The sequence below is a fragment of the Roseisalinus antarcticus genome (genome assembly GCF_900172355.1).
GTDB lineage: Bacteria > Pseudomonadota > Alphaproteobacteria > Rhodobacterales > Rhodobacteraceae > Oceanicola > Oceanicola antarcticus_A.
In genome coordinates this window covers 226,853-241,636 of the sequence record NZ_FWFZ01000005.1, presented here as the reverse complement: position 1 = coordinate 241,636, position 14,784 = coordinate 226,853, and the positions used below count along the sequence as shown (strand labels likewise).

Genomic DNA, 14,784 nt, shown 5'->3' with positions numbered 1-14,784 from the left:
GAGATCATGTTCGGACGCTTGAAAGACTGGAGGCGCGTCGCCACGCGCTATGACCGAAGTCCCAAGGTCTTCCTCTCGGCCATTGCTCTCGCCGCAACCGTGATCTTTTGGCTATGAGTCCTGAGCCTAGACGAAACGTAGTCGCCAGTCCAACGCCACCACCAAAAAGCAGTCTCGCCATTATTCTGGCCGCTTTGGCCATCTGGGGATTGGGGTGTTACTTCTTCCTGCGAAAGATAGCTGAGCCAAAGGCCTTAGGCTCAGGATGCATTGATTTCCGCTGCACCGCATGATTCACGGCTTCGAAAAAGGGAGCGGTGACATGAGCGATCTCTTCTGGCTGACCGACGCGCAGATGGCGCGTCTGGCCCCTTTCTTCCCCAAGCCTCATGGTAAGCCTCGGGTCGATGACAGGCGGGTTTTGAGCGGGATTATTTTCATCAACCGCAATGGCTTGCGCTGGCGAGACGCTCCGGAAGCCTACGGACCGCACAAGTCGCTCTACAGCCGGTGGAAGCGGTGGAGCGAGAAAGGTATCTTCGCCCGGATGATGGCCGGGCTGGCGGCGGAACACGGCGAAGAGGAGACCGTGATGATCCCCTCTCGGGACATCACTGCGTGATGCCCTGCCGGGCAGTGGACGCGACATACCTCAAGGCCCATCGAACGGCGACCAGCATGGCCGCCAAAAAGGGGGGCGTGGTCGTCTTATCGGTCGAACCAAAGGCGGCATGAACACCAAGCTGCACGCCATCTGCGACAGTCAGGGACGACCGATCGACCTGTTCGTCACCGCCGGACAGGTCAGCGATTACATCGGCGCGCGCGCATTGCTCAGCAGCCTACCGACCGTCAAATGGCTACTCGGGGATCGCGGCTATGACGCTGACTGGTTCAGAGAAGCCTTGCAGGGCAAGGGGATACGCGCATGTATCCCAAGCCGAAAGAAACGCAAGACGCCGGTCAAATACGACAAACGCCGATACAAGCGGCGCAATCGCATCGAGATCATGTTCGGAAGACTCAAAGACTGGAGGCGTGTGGCGACCCGCTATGACCGGTGCCCGAAGGTATTCCTTTCGGCTATCGCCCTCGCCGCACTCGTCATCTACTGGTTATGAATCCTGAGCCTAGGGGCGTCGCGGACAAGCTTTCTGATTGATCGAAGCCACCGGCCCTTGAGGTGCATCGGTGCAGGTTCCGTCAGTCTGCCTGCACGGGACAAGTCAGCGCCCTGCCGCCGCTGCGGAGGACCGCGCGGCCGATTTGGGGAAACGCCAGTCGTTGCGGTGGGCCAGCGCCTCGCGACAGGCGGGTTTGCCGGGACGGGCGCCGCCCCTCGGCGATGCGTCGGGCGGTTCACCCGCTCGTCATGGGACAGAGCCGCGCAGCGCCCGGGATCCACGTTCAACCCATGCGCATGGATCGAGGCAGCGAGAGCATACGGCAAGACCACAGCACCAGTCCGCAGGACTGTGGAGAAGCACTTACAGCACGGTCAGCCCGTCCAAGCGTATCTGGAATGGAGTTTTGGTGGAGCCTAGGGGGGTCGAACCCCTGACCTCTTGCATGCCATGCAAGCGCTCTCCCAACTGAGCTAAGGCCCCGCCTTGTGTCGCGTTGTCGCGACGTGCCGCTCTTTACGAAGCGGCCCGGGGGAGATCAAGCGAAAAATCCGCCCCCGGCATGCCGGATATCAATCGTCGCTGTCCTCGCCCGGCACATCTGCCAGTTCGTCGAGGGAAACGGTATCGTCGTCGTCATCGTCTTCGAGAACGTCGTCGCCGATATCCACATCGGCGTCATCGTCGTCGTCGTCGTCGTCGTCGCTGTCGTCGAGCACCAGTTCCTCTTCGGTATCTTCGGTCTCCGGCTTCTTGGACTGGGCGTCCTCGGCATCGGCGACCATGGTGCGGGTCTTGCCGGTGTCGATGTTCACGACGTCCCCGGTGTAGGGGCTGACGATCGGATTCCGGTTCAGGTCATAGAAGCGTTTGCCCGTGGTTGGGCATAGACGCTTGGTTCCCCACTCTTCCTTGGGCATGTCGGCTCTCTTTCTTCGGCATCTTGCGGCGGATCGCGCTCCCCTGCCATAAGGCCGGGGCGGTGTCAAAAGCATAGACACCGGAGCGGTGGCGGAAACCCAGGCTCCGGTGCGCGGGAATGGCGGATATGGGCGAAACTCTGCGAGTAGGCAACCCCCCTATCGATATCGCGCTGCGGCGCTCGGCCCGCGCCCGGCGGATGACATTGCGCGTCTCGCAGCTCGACGGCCGCGTGACCCTGACCCTGCCGGGCCATGTCAGCCAGCGCGAGGGGTTGAGGTTCGCCCGGTCCCGCGAGGCCTGGTTGCGCGGGCACCTGTCGGACATGGCGGGGATGCAGAAGGTGCTGCCGGACGGGACCATTCCCTTCGAGGGGCGCGACCTGCCGATCACGCCTGCCGCGGTGCGGTCCGCCCGGATCGAGGACGGGGTGCTGCTGGTGCCGCGCGACCCGGCGCGGGTGGCGCAGCGGGTGGCCGCCTTCCTCAAGCTCGCGGCGCGGGACCGGCTCGCCAACGCCTCGGACCGTCATGCCGAAGCCTTGGGCCGCAAGTATGGGCGGATCACCCTGCGCGACACGCGCTCGCGCTGGGGGTCGTGCTCTTCGGCCGGCGACCTGATGTATTCCTGGCGCCTGGTGATGGCCCCGCCGGAGGTGCTGGACTACGTGGCCGCGCACGAGGTCGCGCACTTGGCCGAGATGAACCACTCGCCCGCCTTCTGGGCCGTGGTCGCGCGGCTCTGCCCGGGCTACGGAGGCCCGCGCAAATGGCTGCGCGAGAACGGCAGCCGCCTGCACCGGGTCTCGTTCGAAGGGGCTTGACCGCGGGGCTGGCGGCGGCACACTCGACCCATGCTGCTGCAAACCCGCTCCCCCGAGGTTTCGGCGCCGACAGGGGCGGCGCATGACCGGGTTTACCGCGCCCTGCGGCTTCGGATCATGCATGGCGAGATCCTGCCCGGCGCGTCGCTGACCCTGCGGGGGATCGGCAAGGAATTCGGCACGTCGACGACCCCGGCCCGCGAGGCCGCCCGGCGCCTTGTCGCCGAGGGCGCCCTGTCGCTGTCGTCCTCGGGCCGGGTCTCCACGCCTGAGCTTTCGGACGATCGCATAGAGGAGCTGGCGTCGATTCGCGCCTTGCTGGAACCGGAGCTGGCAAGCCGGGCACTGCCACGGGCGCACCTGGCACTGATCGAGCGGTTGCAGAACATCAACGACGGCGTGGCCCGCATGGTCGCCCGGCACGACGCGACCGGCTACATCCGGACGAACCTCGAGTTTCACCGCACACTCTACCTGCGCGCCCAGGCCCCGGCGATGCTCGCCATGGCCGAGACCGTCTGGCTGCAGCTCGGCCCGACGATGGCCGCACTCTATGCGCGCTTGCGGCGGAGCGAGCCGCCGCACAACCACCGGCTGATCCTTGCCGCCCTGCGGGCTGGCGACGAACCGGGGCTTCGGCTGGCCGTCCGGACGGACGCGACCCAAGGCCTGCGGATGCTGCGCGGCTGACCCCGTCGGGCGGCTGTGCATTTATCTTGGTTAACCATTCCTAAACCTTCCGCCTGTTAACCAATCCCGGAACCGAAGGTGGAAAGAGTGTACGATGGTTGCGACGGCCTACACCGTGGCGTTCGACGGGATCGAGGCCCGCACGGTCGAGGTGCAATGCGCCGTCTCGGCCGGCCTGCCGGCCTTTGCCATCGTGGGCCTGCCCGACAAGGCGGTCTCCGAGGCTCGGGAAAGGGTGCGCGCCGCGCTCGGAACGATGGCGATCGCGCTGCCGTCCAAGCGAATCACGGTGAACCTCTCGCCGGCCGACCTGCCCAAGGCGGGCTCTCATTTCGACCTGCCCATCGCGTTGGCCCTGCTGGCCGAAATCGACATCCTGCCCGCGGACAAGGTCGCCGGCGTCACCGCGCTGGGCGAATTGTCGCTCTCGGGCGGCCTGCTGCCGGTGCTCGGCGCACTGCCGGCCGCCGTCGCGGCGGCGACCGAGGGGCGGGCTCTGATCTGCCCGGCCGGCTGCGGGGCCGAGGCGGCCTGGGTCGGCGCCTGCGACGTGGTGGCCCCGCGCACGCTGGGCGAGGCGATCGGCCACCTCTCGGGCCGCAAGCCGCTTGGCTTCGCAACACCGGGCGAGGTCGCCGGCGCGAAAGCCGGCCGCGACATGGCCGAGGTCAAAGGCCAGGAACGCGCCAAACGGGCGCTGGAGATCGCGGCGGCGGGGCGCCATCACCTGCTTCTGGTGGGCGCCCCGGGCTCCGGCAAATCCATGCTCGCGGCTCGGCTGCCCGGAATCCTGCCCGACCTGACGGCGCAGGAGGCGCTCGAGACCTCGATGATCCACTCCCTCGCCGGCCTGCTGGACGAGGGCGGCATCTCGCGCAGCCGCCCGATGCGAGAGCCGCACCACACCGCGTCCATGGCCGCGATCGTCGGTGGCGGCCGGGGCGCCAAGCCCGGCGAGGTCAGCCTCGCCCACAACGGGGTGCTGTTCATGGACGAATTCCCGGAGTTCCCGCGGCAGGTGCTCGAAACCCTGCGCCAGCCGATCGAGACCGGAGAGGTCGTGGTCTCTCGGGCCAATGCCCATGTGCGGTATCCCTGCCGCTTCATGCTGATCGCGGCGGCCAACCCCTGCAAATGCGGCTATCTCTCCGAGCCTGAACGGTCCTGCGCAAGGGTCCCGCAGTGCGGCGAGGAATACATGAACCGGATCTCCGGCCCGCTGATGGATCGCTTCGACCTGAGGGTGGAGGTGCCGCCTGTGGCCTATGCGGATCTCGACCTGCCCGCGACCGGAGAACGGTCCGGCACGATCGCCGCCCGCGTGGCGGCCGCGCGGGCGATCCAGACCGATCGATTCGGTGGCCACGATGCCGTGCGCTCCAATGCCGATGCCGAAGGATCGCTGCTCGAGGCGATCGCCACACCCGAGGAGGAGGGCCGTGCCCTGCTGGCCCGGGTGGCCGAACGGTTCGGCCTGTCGGCGCGCGGCTACCACCGGGTCCTGCGGGTCGCCCGCACCATCGCCGACCTCGCCGGCTCCGAGGCCGTCCGGCGCTCGGACGTGGCCGAGGCGATCAGCTACCGGCTCACCCTCTCCCGCGACGCCTGACAGCGGCCCCGGGCGCCAGCCGCCGCACCGCCCGCAAGGGCGGCGCGGGAAGACCTGTGGCGCCGCAGGCGCCTCCGCCAAGTCAGGGCAGGCGGGTCAAGGCGGGCAGGTCAGCTGCCGCGATAGGTGGCGTAGCTGAACGGCGACAACAGCAGGGGCACATGAAAATGCGAGGCCTCCGACATGGAAAACCGCAGCGGCACCACGTCGAGAAACGCCTTCGTCTGCCCGCTCCGCGCGAAATAATCGCCCGCGTGAAACACCAGCTCGTAGGTGCCGGTCTCGAACGCGTCCTGGGGCAGGATCGGTCCGTCCGTGCGCCCGTCGGCATTCGTCACCTTCCGGGCCAGCTTGTCGCGCCCAGCGCCCAGCCGGTAGAGCTCGATCTCAAGCCCCTCCGCCGGCACGCCCCGGCCGGTGTCGAGAACATGGGTTGTCAGGTAGCCACTCATTCTGCCTCCAATTTGATCACGGCGATGTGACACTGTGCGATTCCGGCCCCGGCTCCCCGCAACGGGGCGGGACCGGCCGTTATCTTCTGCCGCACCATTCGGGCCCCTCTTGGCCCGGGAATGCAAGGGGGCCGCGGGTCGATGGAACGCAGCGGACGCGAGCGCACGGTTACCGATCGTCCAGGGCAGGAGCTTCGCTTTCGTCCCGCTCATGATACCGTGTTTGGCAGCCCAGGGGGTGGCGCTGCTGTCAGACCTGATTGCAGGTGTTCTGGTCGGCGGGCGCTTTCATGCCGTCCTCGGCTTCCTCATCGGGCGCATCCGACGCCGCTGGGCTCCGGGCTGGTCGTCACGATGATCGGCCCGGCGATCGCGGTGGTCCGCATGATAGGCGCCCACGCCCGGGCTTGTCACCGGCGGGCCCGGGCCGCAATATTCCGCAATGGAAAGATATCCCCGCGACACCAATGGCCACGGCGCCAGCCCGCCCCACCCGAACTGGCCGGGTGGCGCCTCTGTCGCCGTCCAGATCGTGCTGAACTACGAGGAGGGGGGCGAGAACTCCCTCCTTCACGGCGACACCCATTCGGAGGCCTTCCTGTCGGACATTCCCGGCGCCCAGCCGTGGAAGGGCCAACGCCACTGGAACATGGAATCGATCTACGATTACGGCGCCCGGGCGGGGTTCTGGCGGCTTCAGCGCCTGTTCACCCAGCGTGGCATCCCGCTGACGATCTACGGGGTAGCCACGGCGCTCGCCCGCTCGCCCAACCAGGTCGAGGCGATGAAGGACGCCGGCTGGGAAATCGCCAGCCACGGGCTGAAATGGGTCGAGCACAGGGACATGTCGCCCAAGGCAGAACGGGACAGCATCGCCGAGGCGATCCGGCTTCACACCGAGGTGGTCGGAGAGCCGCCGCGCGGCTGGTACACCGGGCGCTGCTCGATGAACACGGTGCGGCTGGTCGCCGAGACCGGGGCGTTCGACTATATCTCCGACACCTATGACGACGACCTGCCGCACTGGGTCCGGGTCGGCGAGCGTGACCAGCTGGTTATCCCCTACACGCTCGAGGCAAACGACATGCGGTTCGCCACCGCGCCCGGCTGGGTGACGGGCCAGGATTTCGGGCAGTATCTGTGCGACGCCTACGACGTCCTTCTGGCCGAGGGCGCGGCGGGGGCGCCCAAGATGATGAGCGTCGGGCTGCATTGCCGCCTGATCGGGCGGCCGGGCAAGATCGCGGGGCTGATCCGCTTTCTCGATCACGTGGCCAAACGGGGCGGGGCCTGGTTCGCCCGCCGGCTGGAGATCGCGGAGCACTGGTCCGCGACCCATCCGCCGCGCCGGCGCGTGCGCCCGTCGGAGATGGATCTTGCCGGATTTGTCGATTATTTCGGCGGCGTCTACGAACATTCCCCCTGGATCGCCGAGAGGGCCCACGGGCTGGAGCTTGGCGCCGCGCATGACACGCCCGCCGGCCTGTCCAATGCCCTGGCCCGGGTGTTCCGGACGGCGACGCAGCAAGAGCGCCGCGCCGTCCTCAAGGCGCACCCGGATCTTGCCGGAAAGCTGGCCGCCGCCAAGCGACTGACGGAGGACAGCTTCTCGGAACAGGCGAGCGCCGGGCTCGACGCGCTGACCGATGCGGAGCGGGCGCGGTTCGAGGAGCTGAACGCGGCCTACGTGGCCAAGCACGATTTTCCTTTCATCATCGCCGTGCGCGACCATGACAAGGGCGGCATCCTCGCGGCATTCGAGACGCGGATCGCCAATGACACCGCGACGGAATTCGACACCGCCTGCCGGCAGGTCGAGCGGATCGCGCGATTGCGGCTGGAACAGAGCCTGAAGACTTGAGCCGCGGCTTCAGGGTCGGATGTTGGTCCGGTGCTCGGTCCACTGCCCGGCCGTGACGGACAGTTCCGTGAGCGACAGCGGCTCGATGTGCTGGGCCAGGACATCGTAGACGCGGCCGCCGCGGGCACGGTGGACCTGGGTCAGGATCGGTCCGAGATGGGCGATCGCGACCAGCGTCCGCCCTTCGAACCGGGCCGTCAGCGCGTCGACCGTGGCGCTGACGCGGGCGGCGACCATGTTCCAGCTTTCGCCGTCCGGCGCCTCCAGGTCCCCCGGCTCCTCCCAAAAGCGACGCGAGAGCAAGGGGTCGCGCCGGGCGACGGCCTCTGACGCGAGACCGTCCCAGGCGCCGAAGTCGAACTCGCGCAGGCCGGCCGCGTGGGGCAGGCGGGTGCGGCGCCCGGCTATGGCACCGGCGGTGCTGCGGGCGCGCAACAGGTCGGACGAGATCACCAGCGCATCGGACGGCAACATCGCCTCCAGCCGGGCGATTGCGGCGGCATCCGACAGGTCGGCGGGCACGTCGCGCTGTCCCGTCATCACCGTCTGATGCGTCGGCCCGTGCCGGACCCAGAACCAGCGCGTCACGGCAAGGTGCCTTTCAGAACCAGCGGCAGGCCCGCCATGACCGCCACCACCAGGTCGGCCTCGGCGGCGATGGCCTGGTTCAGGCGGCCCTGTGCCTCGCGGAAGGTCCGTCCCATCGCATGCTCCGGCACGATCCCTTGCCCGACCTCGTTCGAGACCACGACGACCGGGGCGCGGCAGGCGGCGAGCGCGGTGCAAAGCCGGGCGGGTGCGCCCTCTAGATCCGCGTCAGACAGCAGAAGATTGCTCAGCCAGAGCGTCGCGCAATCAAGAAGCACGATATCGTGATCGCTGGCCTGCGACAGGGGATGCTCAACCTCGGTCGGGGCCTCGACGGTGGTCCAGTTGGGCCCTCGGGACAGGCGATGAACCTCTATTTTCCGTTCTATTTCAATATCGAAGGCCTGCGCCGTGGCGATGTAGACGCGCGGCCGCGCGGTCCCGGTCACGAGGCTTTCGGCATACGCGGACTTGCCGGAGGCGGCGCCCCCTAGAACCAATGTGAGTTTTTGCAAGGTTTTGTGTGCACCCATGTTTGATCCGAGAACGTTCATCCCCCGTAAACCTTTGCATCACTGACTTGAAGGTCAGGAACATTCAACCGGGGAGAAGTCGATGGCATTTGACGGAGCCGCAGATCACAGCCTGTCGCGTCAGGCAATGAAAGCTGAACTACTTGATGCAGAAACCGAACTTCGGCTTGCCTATGCGTGGCGCGACCAGCGCGACGAGCAGGCGCTGCATCGGCTGATCACGGCCTACATGCGGCTCGCGATCTCGATGGCCTCCAAGTTCAAGCGCTACGGGGCCCCGATGAACGACCTCATCCAGGAGGCGTCGCTGGGCTTGATGAAAGCCGCCGACAAGTTCGACCCGGACCGGGGCGTGCGCTTTTCGACCTATGCCGTGTGGTGGATCAAGGCCTCGATCCAGGACTACGTGATGCGCAACTGGTCGATGGTTCGAACGGGCTCGACCTCGTCGCAGAAATCGCTGTTCTTCAACATGCGCCGGGTGCAGGCCCGGCTGGAGCGTGAGGCGGCGGCCGCGGGCGAAAGCCTCGACAAGCACAAGATGCGCCAGATGATCGCTACCGAAGTGGGGGTTCCCCTGCACGATGTCGAGATGATGGAAGGCCGGCTTTCCGGGTCCGACTACTCGCTCAACGCGACGCAATCGGCCGAGGACGAAGGCCGGGAGTGGATCGAGGCGCTCGAGGACGGCGGCCCCCAGGCGGCGGAGACGGTGGAGAATTCCCACGATACCGACACGCTTCGGCAATGGCTGCTGCACGCGCTCAGCGGGCTGAACGATCGCGAGCGGTTCATCGTGAAAGAGCGCAAGATGCGCGACGATCCCCGGACGCTTGAATCGCTGGGAACCGAGCTTGGCCTGTCCAAGGAGCGGGTCCGACAGCTCGAGGCCGCAGCCTTCGGGAAAATGCGCAAGAGCCTCGAGACCCAGAATCGCGAAGTCCTGAACTACCTGGTGTGATCCGGCTTTTGCTCATTGCCCTCTGGGCCGCGCCCGCCGCGGCCCAGGACGTGTTTGTGCTGGGCGAGGTTCACGACAACCCCGCCCACCACCTGATCCAGGCCGAGCGCGTGGCAGAGATCGCGCCCGCCGCCCTGGTCTTCGAGATGCTGAGCCCCGCTCGGGCCGATGCTGGACGCGGCGTGGATTGGGCCGATCCGGTCGCACTGGAAAATGCGCTGGGCTGGGACGACAGCCCCTGGCCCGACTTCACGATGTATTATCCGATCTTCGCGGCCGCGCCCCCGGGCACCGCGCTTTACGGCGGCGCGGTCCCCCGCGAGGCCCTGATCCGCGCCATGGAGGAGGGGCCGGAGGCGGTCGTCGCCGCGCCGGACCTGCTGCGCCCCGTGAGCGCAGAGGAACAGGCCGTGCGCGAGGCCGGGCAGGCCGAGGCCCATTGCGGCGCCCTGCCGGAAGGGATGCTGCCGGGCATGGTCGCGGCGCAGATCCTTCGCGACGCGGCGTTCGCCGCAGCGGTGTTGACCGCGCTCGACGAGACCGGCGGGCCGGTGGTGCTGATCACCGGCAACGGGCATGCGCGGACCGATTGGGGCGTGCCGGCGGTGCTGCGCTCGGCGCGGCCGGGGATCGGGGTCTTCGCGCTTGGCCAGATGGAGGGCAGCGCGGAACCCGGCCTGCCCTACGACGCGGTCGTGATGTCCGAGGCCGTCGAACGCGAGGACCCCTGCGACGTCTTCCGGTGAACCGTTCCCGCGAGCGGGCGCTTGTGGAGGCCGCGGGCCGCGCCTAGTCTGGCGCCATGCTGGCTGGACGACATGTACTTCTCATCATCGGCGGCGGGATCGCGGCCTACAAGGCGCTGGAGCTGATCCGGCGGCTGAAGGAGCGCGGCGTTGAGGTCACGCCGGTCCTGACCCGGTCGGGTGCGGAATTTGTCACACCGCTGTCGGTGTCGGCGCTGGCCGGCAAGAAGGTGTTCACGGAGCTTTTCGACCTCACTGCCGAGGCCGAGATGGGCCATATCGAGCTGAGCCGGGCCGCGGACCTCGTCGTTGTTGCCCCCGCGACGGCCGACCTGATGGCCAAGATGGCCGCCGGACTGGCCGGGGATCTGGCCTCGACCCTGTTGCTGGCGACGGACAAGCGGGTGCTGCTGGCGCCGGCGATGAACGTGCGGATGTGGGAGCATCCGGCCACGCAGCGCAATGTCCGGACGCTGGCCGCGGACGGGATCCTGAGTGTCGGGCCCAACAAGGGCGACATGGCCTGCCGCGAATTCGGGCCCGGGCGCATGGCCGAGCCGATGGAGATCGTCGCGGCGGTGGAACGGGCCTTCGGCGGCGGTCCACTGGCCGGGCGCCGGGTTCTGGTGACCTCTGGGCCGACCCATGAGCCGATCGACCCTGTCCGCTATATCGCCAATCGCTCTTCGGGGGCGCAGGGCACGGCGATTGCCCGGGCCCTGGCGGATCTCGGCGCGGAGGTGGTCTTTGTCACCGGTCCCGCGGAGGTGTCGCCGCCCCCGGGCGTCGAGGTCGTCGCGGTCGAGACCGCCGAGGAGATGCGCGCGGCGGTGCACGATGCGCTGCCGGTCGACGGCGCCGTCTTCGCGGCGGCGGTCGCGGATTGGCGCGTCGCCAATGCCTCGGGCTCCAAGATGAAGAAGACCGCCGGGGCCTTGCCCGAGCTGGAGTTGACGCAGAACCCCGATATCCTCGCCGAGATCGCGGGGCTTGGGTCCGACCGTCCCGCGCTGGTGGTGGGCTTTGCCGCCGAGACCGATGACGTCGTCGCCAATGCCACCGCCAAGCGGCGCCGGAAGGGCTGTGACTGGCTTTTGGCCAATGACGTGTCGCCGGCCACGGGGATCATGGGCGGCACCGAAAATCGGATTACCTTCATCACCGAGGACGGGGCCGAGGACTGGCCGCGCGAGGGCAAGGACGCCGTGGCACGGCGGCTCGCCGGGATGATGGCGGAGGCGCTGGCCTGACCGTGCCTCCGGCGGGAGTTTTTTGCCAAGATGAATGTGGGGGCGGGCGTGCCTGAAATCGGGATCACTTTCGTGGCGGGGGCGGATCCGTCCATTGCGCTGCCGTCCTACAAGACGGCGGGGGCCGCGGGGGCGGATGTCCGGGCGAATTTCGCCGAAGGAGCGCGGGGCGGTGTCGTCCTGGCGCCCGGAGAGCGGGCTCTGATCCCGACGGGATTCGTGATGGAGATCCCGGACGGCTTCGAGGTGCAGGTGCGCCCGCGGTCCGGGCTGGCGCTGAAGCACGGGATCATGCTGGTCAATGCGCCGGGTACCATTGATTGCGACTATCGCGGTCCGGTCGGGGTTATCCTGCTCAATGCGGGGGATGCGCCGTTCCGTGTCGAACATGGCGACCGAATAGCGCAAATGGTGGTGGCGCCTGTGGTGCGCGGGACCTTCGTGCAGCGGGACGCGCTTTCGGAAACGGCGCGGGGCGCGGGTGGCTTCGGCTCGACCGGGCGGGCGGGATGATCGTCGTTCTGGCCATGGCGGGGGCGCTCTGGGGCATCGGCGTGGCCATGGGGGCGCCGCGTCAGGCCCGGTGGACCATGATCGGGCTGCTTCTGATCGCGGTCCTCATCGTGCAGGTCCTGTTGCCCGCGGGCCATCCGCTGCGCGAGGCGACGGGAGGGTCCCCGGCGCTGTGGCTGCTGATTTTGGCCGCTGCGGGCCTTGGATGGATGTATGCCCGGGGGCTGAGATGGCTGCGGGCGCGTGCCTCAGGCGCGCCAGCGCCGCCGGAGCCTCCGGGGTCTTTCAGCGGCACCGAATTGGGCCGCTACGCAAGGCATATGGTCCTGCGCGAGATCGGCGGTCCCGGGCAGAAACGACTGAAGCAGGCCAAGGTGCTGGTCGTTGGCGCCGGCGGGCTCGGCTCGCCCGCGCTGACTTACCTGGCGGCGGCCGGGGTCGGAACCATCGGCGTGATCGACCCTGACGAGGTCGAGGGGAGCAACCTGCAGCGGCAGGTGATCCATTCCGACAGCCGCATCGGGATGCCCAAGGTCTTTTCCGCTCAGGCCGCGATCGAGGCGCTGAACCCCTTCGTCGCGGTGCGGCCCTATCACCGGCGCCTGACCGGGGAGATCGCGGCGGAGTTGCTGGCCGACTACGATGTCGTGCTGGACGGGTCGGACAATTTCGAGACGCGCTACCTGGTGAACAGGGTCTGCGCCGGCCTTGGCGTGCCCCTGGTCGGGGGGGCGCTGACCCAGTGGGAGGGGCAGATCTCGGTCTGGGATCCGGGGCGGGGTGCGCCTTGCTACGAATGCGTGTTTCCGGTGGCGCCCGATCCGTCGCTCGCCCCGTCCTGCGCGGAGGCGGGCGTTCTGGGGCCGTTGCCGGGCGTGGTCGGCGCGATGATGGCTGTCGAGGCGGTCAAGCTGCTGACCGATGCCGGCGAGGCGCTGCGCGGACGTATGCTGATTTACGATGCGCTTTACGCCGAAACCCGGAGCATCGCCCTGAGCCGCCGCGAGGACTGCCCTGTCTGTGGCCGGGGAGGCTTGCACGCGGAGCGCGGCGCGGCATACTCGTCGCGATCATAGTCAGGGAGAATGTCATGAAATTGTTTGCCGTCCTGAGCGCCGCGGTGCTGTCCGCCGGGGCCGCCGTGGCCCAGGACCTGCCCGATCTGGGCGGGCGCGAAGTGGTCGTGGTAACCGAGAACGCCTATCCGCCGCTCCAGTTCATCGACCCGAGTTCCGGCGAGGCCGTGGGCTGGGAATATGACGCCATGGCCGAGATCGCCGACAGGCTGAACTTCACCGTCGCCTATGAGAGGACCTCGTGGGACGCGATGATCCCGGCGGTTGCCGAGGGCCAGTACGACATCGGGATGACCGGGATCACCATCCGGGAAGACCGGGCCGAGGTTGTCGATTTCTCCGACACCTACATGACCAGCGAAATGGTGATGCTGGTCCGGGGCGACGAGACGAGGTTTGACGATGCCGCCTCCTTTGCCGCCGATCCCGATCTGCTGGTCGCGGCGCAGCCCGGGACGACGCCGTTCTACGTCGCCGTCTACGATGTGCTGGACGGCGACGAGGCGAACCCGCGGGTCCAGCTGTTCGAGACGTTCGGCGCGGGCGTTCAGGCGCTGCGCACCGGGGACGTGGATCTCGTCCTGACCGACGGCACGGCAGGCAACGGCTATGTCGAGGCCTCCGACGGCGGGCTGAAGATCGTGGGCGAGAAGCTGGGGACCGAGGATTTCGGCTTCATCTTCCCGATGGGGTCTGACCTTGTGGAGCCGATCAACGCCGCGATCGCCTCGATGGAAGCGGACGGGACGCTGGATGCGCTCAACACCAGGTGGTTCCTGGAGTACAAGCTGGGCGAATGAGCGCTGACCGGCCGCGCATCCGCCCGTGAGTGGCGAGAGCAAGGACGATTTCCCTTGGTGGCTTCTGGTCGCCGGGGGGCTGGGCCTCTGGTTCGTGTGGCAAATCGTCTCCCGGGACCTCTACGTGCAGGTTCTGGGGACCCTCTCCAAGGGCATCTGGATCACCGTTTTCGTGACGCTGGTCGGCTTTGCGCTGGCCTGTCTCGGCGGGCTGGGGCTCGCAGTGGCGTCGCTGTCGCGGTTCCTTGTGCTGCGCCAGGTGGCGCGGTTCTATATCGAGATCGTGCGCGGCGTGCCGATCCTGGTGCTTTTGCTCTATGTTGCCTTCGTGATGGCGCCCGCGATGGTGGCGGGCTGGAACTGGGTTCTGGACGGGCTGGGGCTGGAGCCGATCCGGACCCGGGATTTCAGCCTGATGTGGCGGGCGATCATCGCGTTGACCATCGGCTATTCGGCCTTCATCGCCGAGGTCTTCCGGGCCGGGCTGCAAAGCATCGACCGCGGGCAGGTGGAGGCGGCGGAGGCGCTGGGCCTTGGTCCCTGGCAGCGGTTCCGACACATCGTCTTTCCGCAGGCGTTCCGGCGGATCCTGCCGCCGCTGGGCAATGACTTCGTGGCGATGATCAAGGACAGCAGCCTGGTGTCGGTGCTGGGCGTCGCGGATGTCACGCAGATGGGCAAGGTCACGGCGGCCGGGAACTTCCGCTATTTCGAGACCTACAACGTCGTCGCCTTCATCTACCTGGTGATGACAATCGGGCTGTCGCTGCTCTTGCGGCGGCTGGAGCGGAAATTGCGCAGCCGCTATCCCGGGTGACAGCCCGGCGCATGAGTTTT

15 protein-coding genes, 1 tRNA gene and 3 pseudogenes are annotated in these 14,784 nt (G+C 67.7%); 14 read left to right on the top strand and 5 right to left on the bottom strand.

The window, feature by feature from the left end; genetic code table 11:
• Together ROA7023_RS23715 and ROA7023_RS07330 are read left to right on the top strand one after the other, a co-directional pair.
• Positions 1-117: pseudogene (locus ROA7023_RS23715) on the top strand (IS5/IS1182 family transposase); the annotation flags it as partial.
• 205 nt (positions 118-322) lie between these two features.
• Positions 323-1,121: pseudogene (locus ROA7023_RS07330) on the top strand (IS5 family transposase).
• 410 nt (positions 1,122-1,531) lie between these two features.
• On the opposite strand, the gene ROA7023_RS07325 reads toward ROA7023_RS07330, so the two are convergent.
• A tRNA-Ala gene (locus ROA7023_RS07325) sits at positions 1,532-1,607 on the bottom strand.
• Positions 1,608-1,696: 89 nt separating this feature from the next.
• Positions 1,697-2,044 carry a TIGR02300 family protein gene (locus ROA7023_RS07320; RefSeq protein ID WP_085878354.1) on the bottom strand — a complete coding sequence of 116 codons (348 nt, stop codon included), beginning with the start codon at positions 2,042-2,044 and terminating at the stop codon, positions 1,697-1,699.
• Between the two features lie 128 nt (positions 2,045-2,172).
• Here ROA7023_RS07320 and ROA7023_RS07315 point away from each other — a divergent pair, with 128 nt between their 5' ends.
• The 3 genes from ROA7023_RS07315 (at position 2,173) to ROA7023_RS07305 (ending at position 5,167) form a co-directional block, all read left to right on the top strand.
• Complete coding sequence (locus ROA7023_RS07315) at positions 2,173-2,868, top strand: M48 family metallopeptidase (protein ID WP_085878374.1); 696 nt, start codon at positions 2,173-2,175, stop codon at positions 2,866-2,868.
• 30 nt (positions 2,869-2,898) lie between these two features.
• Positions 2,899-3,558, top strand: a complete 660-nt coding sequence (locus ROA7023_RS07310) for a GntR family transcriptional regulator (protein ID WP_085878353.1) — start codon at positions 2,899-2,901, stop codon at positions 3,556-3,558.
• Between the two features lie 94 nt (positions 3,559-3,652).
• On the top strand, positions 3,653-5,167 hold the full coding sequence (locus tag ROA7023_RS07305) for a YifB family Mg chelatase-like AAA ATPase (RefSeq protein ID WP_085878352.1): 1,515 nt from the start codon (positions 3,653-3,655) through the stop codon (positions 5,165-5,167).
• 110 nt (positions 5,168-5,277) lie between these two features.
• Here the strand turns inward: ROA7023_RS07305 and uraH are convergent, their stop codons facing one another.
• On the bottom strand, positions 5,278-5,619 hold the full coding sequence (uraH, locus tag ROA7023_RS07300; protein ID WP_085878351.1) for a hydroxyisourate hydrolase: 342 nt from the start codon (positions 5,617-5,619) through the stop codon (positions 5,278-5,280).
• 163 nt (positions 5,620-5,782) lie between these two features.
• On the opposite strand from uraH, the pseudogene ROA7023_RS25005 reads away from it, so the two are divergent.
• Positions 5,783-6,000, top strand: a pseudogene (locus ROA7023_RS25005) (purine permease); the annotation flags it as partial.
• A gap of 61 nt (positions 6,001-6,061) precedes the next feature.
• On the top strand, positions 6,062-7,480 hold the full coding sequence (gene puuE, locus ROA7023_RS07295; protein WP_085878350.1) for an allantoinase PuuE: 1,419 nt from the start codon (positions 6,062-6,064) through the stop codon (positions 7,478-7,480).
• Between the two features lie 9 nt (positions 7,481-7,489).
• Here the strand turns inward: puuE and ROA7023_RS07290 are convergent, their stop codons facing one another.
• Positions 7,490-8,068, bottom strand: a complete 579-nt coding sequence (locus tag ROA7023_RS07290) for a histidine phosphatase family protein (protein ID WP_085878349.1) — start codon at positions 8,066-8,068, stop codon at positions 7,490-7,492.
• A complete protein-coding gene (gene cobU, locus ROA7023_RS07285; RefSeq protein ID WP_085878348.1) occupies positions 8,065-8,601 on the bottom strand; it encodes a bifunctional adenosylcobinamide kinase/adenosylcobinamide-phosphate guanylyltransferase in 537 nt (178 codons plus the stop codon). The genes ROA7023_RS07290 and cobU overlap by 4 nt, the downstream gene beginning before the upstream one ends.
• 82 nt (positions 8,602-8,683) lie before the next feature.
• On the opposite strand from cobU, the gene ROA7023_RS07280 reads away from it, so the two are divergent.
• From ROA7023_RS07280 to ROA7023_RS07250, 7 genes are read left to right on the top strand one after another with little or no spacing between them, the layout of a single operon-like run.
• Complete coding sequence (locus ROA7023_RS07280) at positions 8,684-9,562, top strand: RNA polymerase factor sigma-32 (RefSeq protein WP_085878347.1); 879 nt, start codon at positions 8,684-8,686, stop codon at positions 9,560-9,562.
• Positions 9,559-10,308, top strand: a complete 750-nt coding sequence (locus ROA7023_RS07275) for a ChaN family lipoprotein (RefSeq protein WP_085878346.1) — start codon at positions 9,559-9,561, stop codon at positions 10,306-10,308. The genes ROA7023_RS07280 and ROA7023_RS07275 overlap by 4 nt, the downstream gene beginning before the upstream one ends.
• A gap of 56 nt (positions 10,309-10,364) precedes the next feature.
• Positions 10,365-11,558, top strand: coding sequence for a bifunctional phosphopantothenoylcysteine decarboxylase/phosphopantothenate--cysteine ligase CoaBC (gene coaBC / locus ROA7023_RS07270; RefSeq protein ID WP_085878345.1), 1,194 nt, complete (start codon positions 10,365-10,367; stop codon positions 11,556-11,558).
• A gap of 30 nt (positions 11,559-11,588) precedes the next feature.
• Complete coding sequence (dut, locus tag ROA7023_RS07265; RefSeq protein ID WP_085878344.1) at positions 11,589-12,071, top strand: dUTP diphosphatase; 483 nt, start codon at positions 11,589-11,591, stop codon at positions 12,069-12,071.
• Positions 12,068-13,147 (top strand): HesA/MoeB/ThiF family protein, encoded by a 1,080-nt coding sequence (locus tag ROA7023_RS07260; RefSeq protein ID WP_085878343.1) that lies wholly within the window; start codon positions 12,068-12,070, stop codon positions 13,145-13,147. Before dut ends, ROA7023_RS07260 begins: the two co-directional genes overlap by 4 nt.
• Before the next feature lie 14 nt (positions 13,148-13,161).
• A complete protein-coding gene (locus ROA7023_RS07255) occupies positions 13,162-13,947 on the top strand; it encodes a transporter substrate-binding domain-containing protein (protein ID WP_085878342.1) in 786 nt (261 codons plus the stop codon).
• 25 nt (positions 13,948-13,972) lie between these two features.
• Positions 13,973-14,764 carry an amino acid ABC transporter permease gene (locus ROA7023_RS07250; protein WP_085878341.1) on the top strand — a complete coding sequence of 264 codons (792 nt, stop codon included), beginning with the start codon at positions 13,973-13,975 and terminating at the stop codon, positions 14,762-14,764.
• Positions 14,765-14,784: the final 20 nt, after the last annotated feature.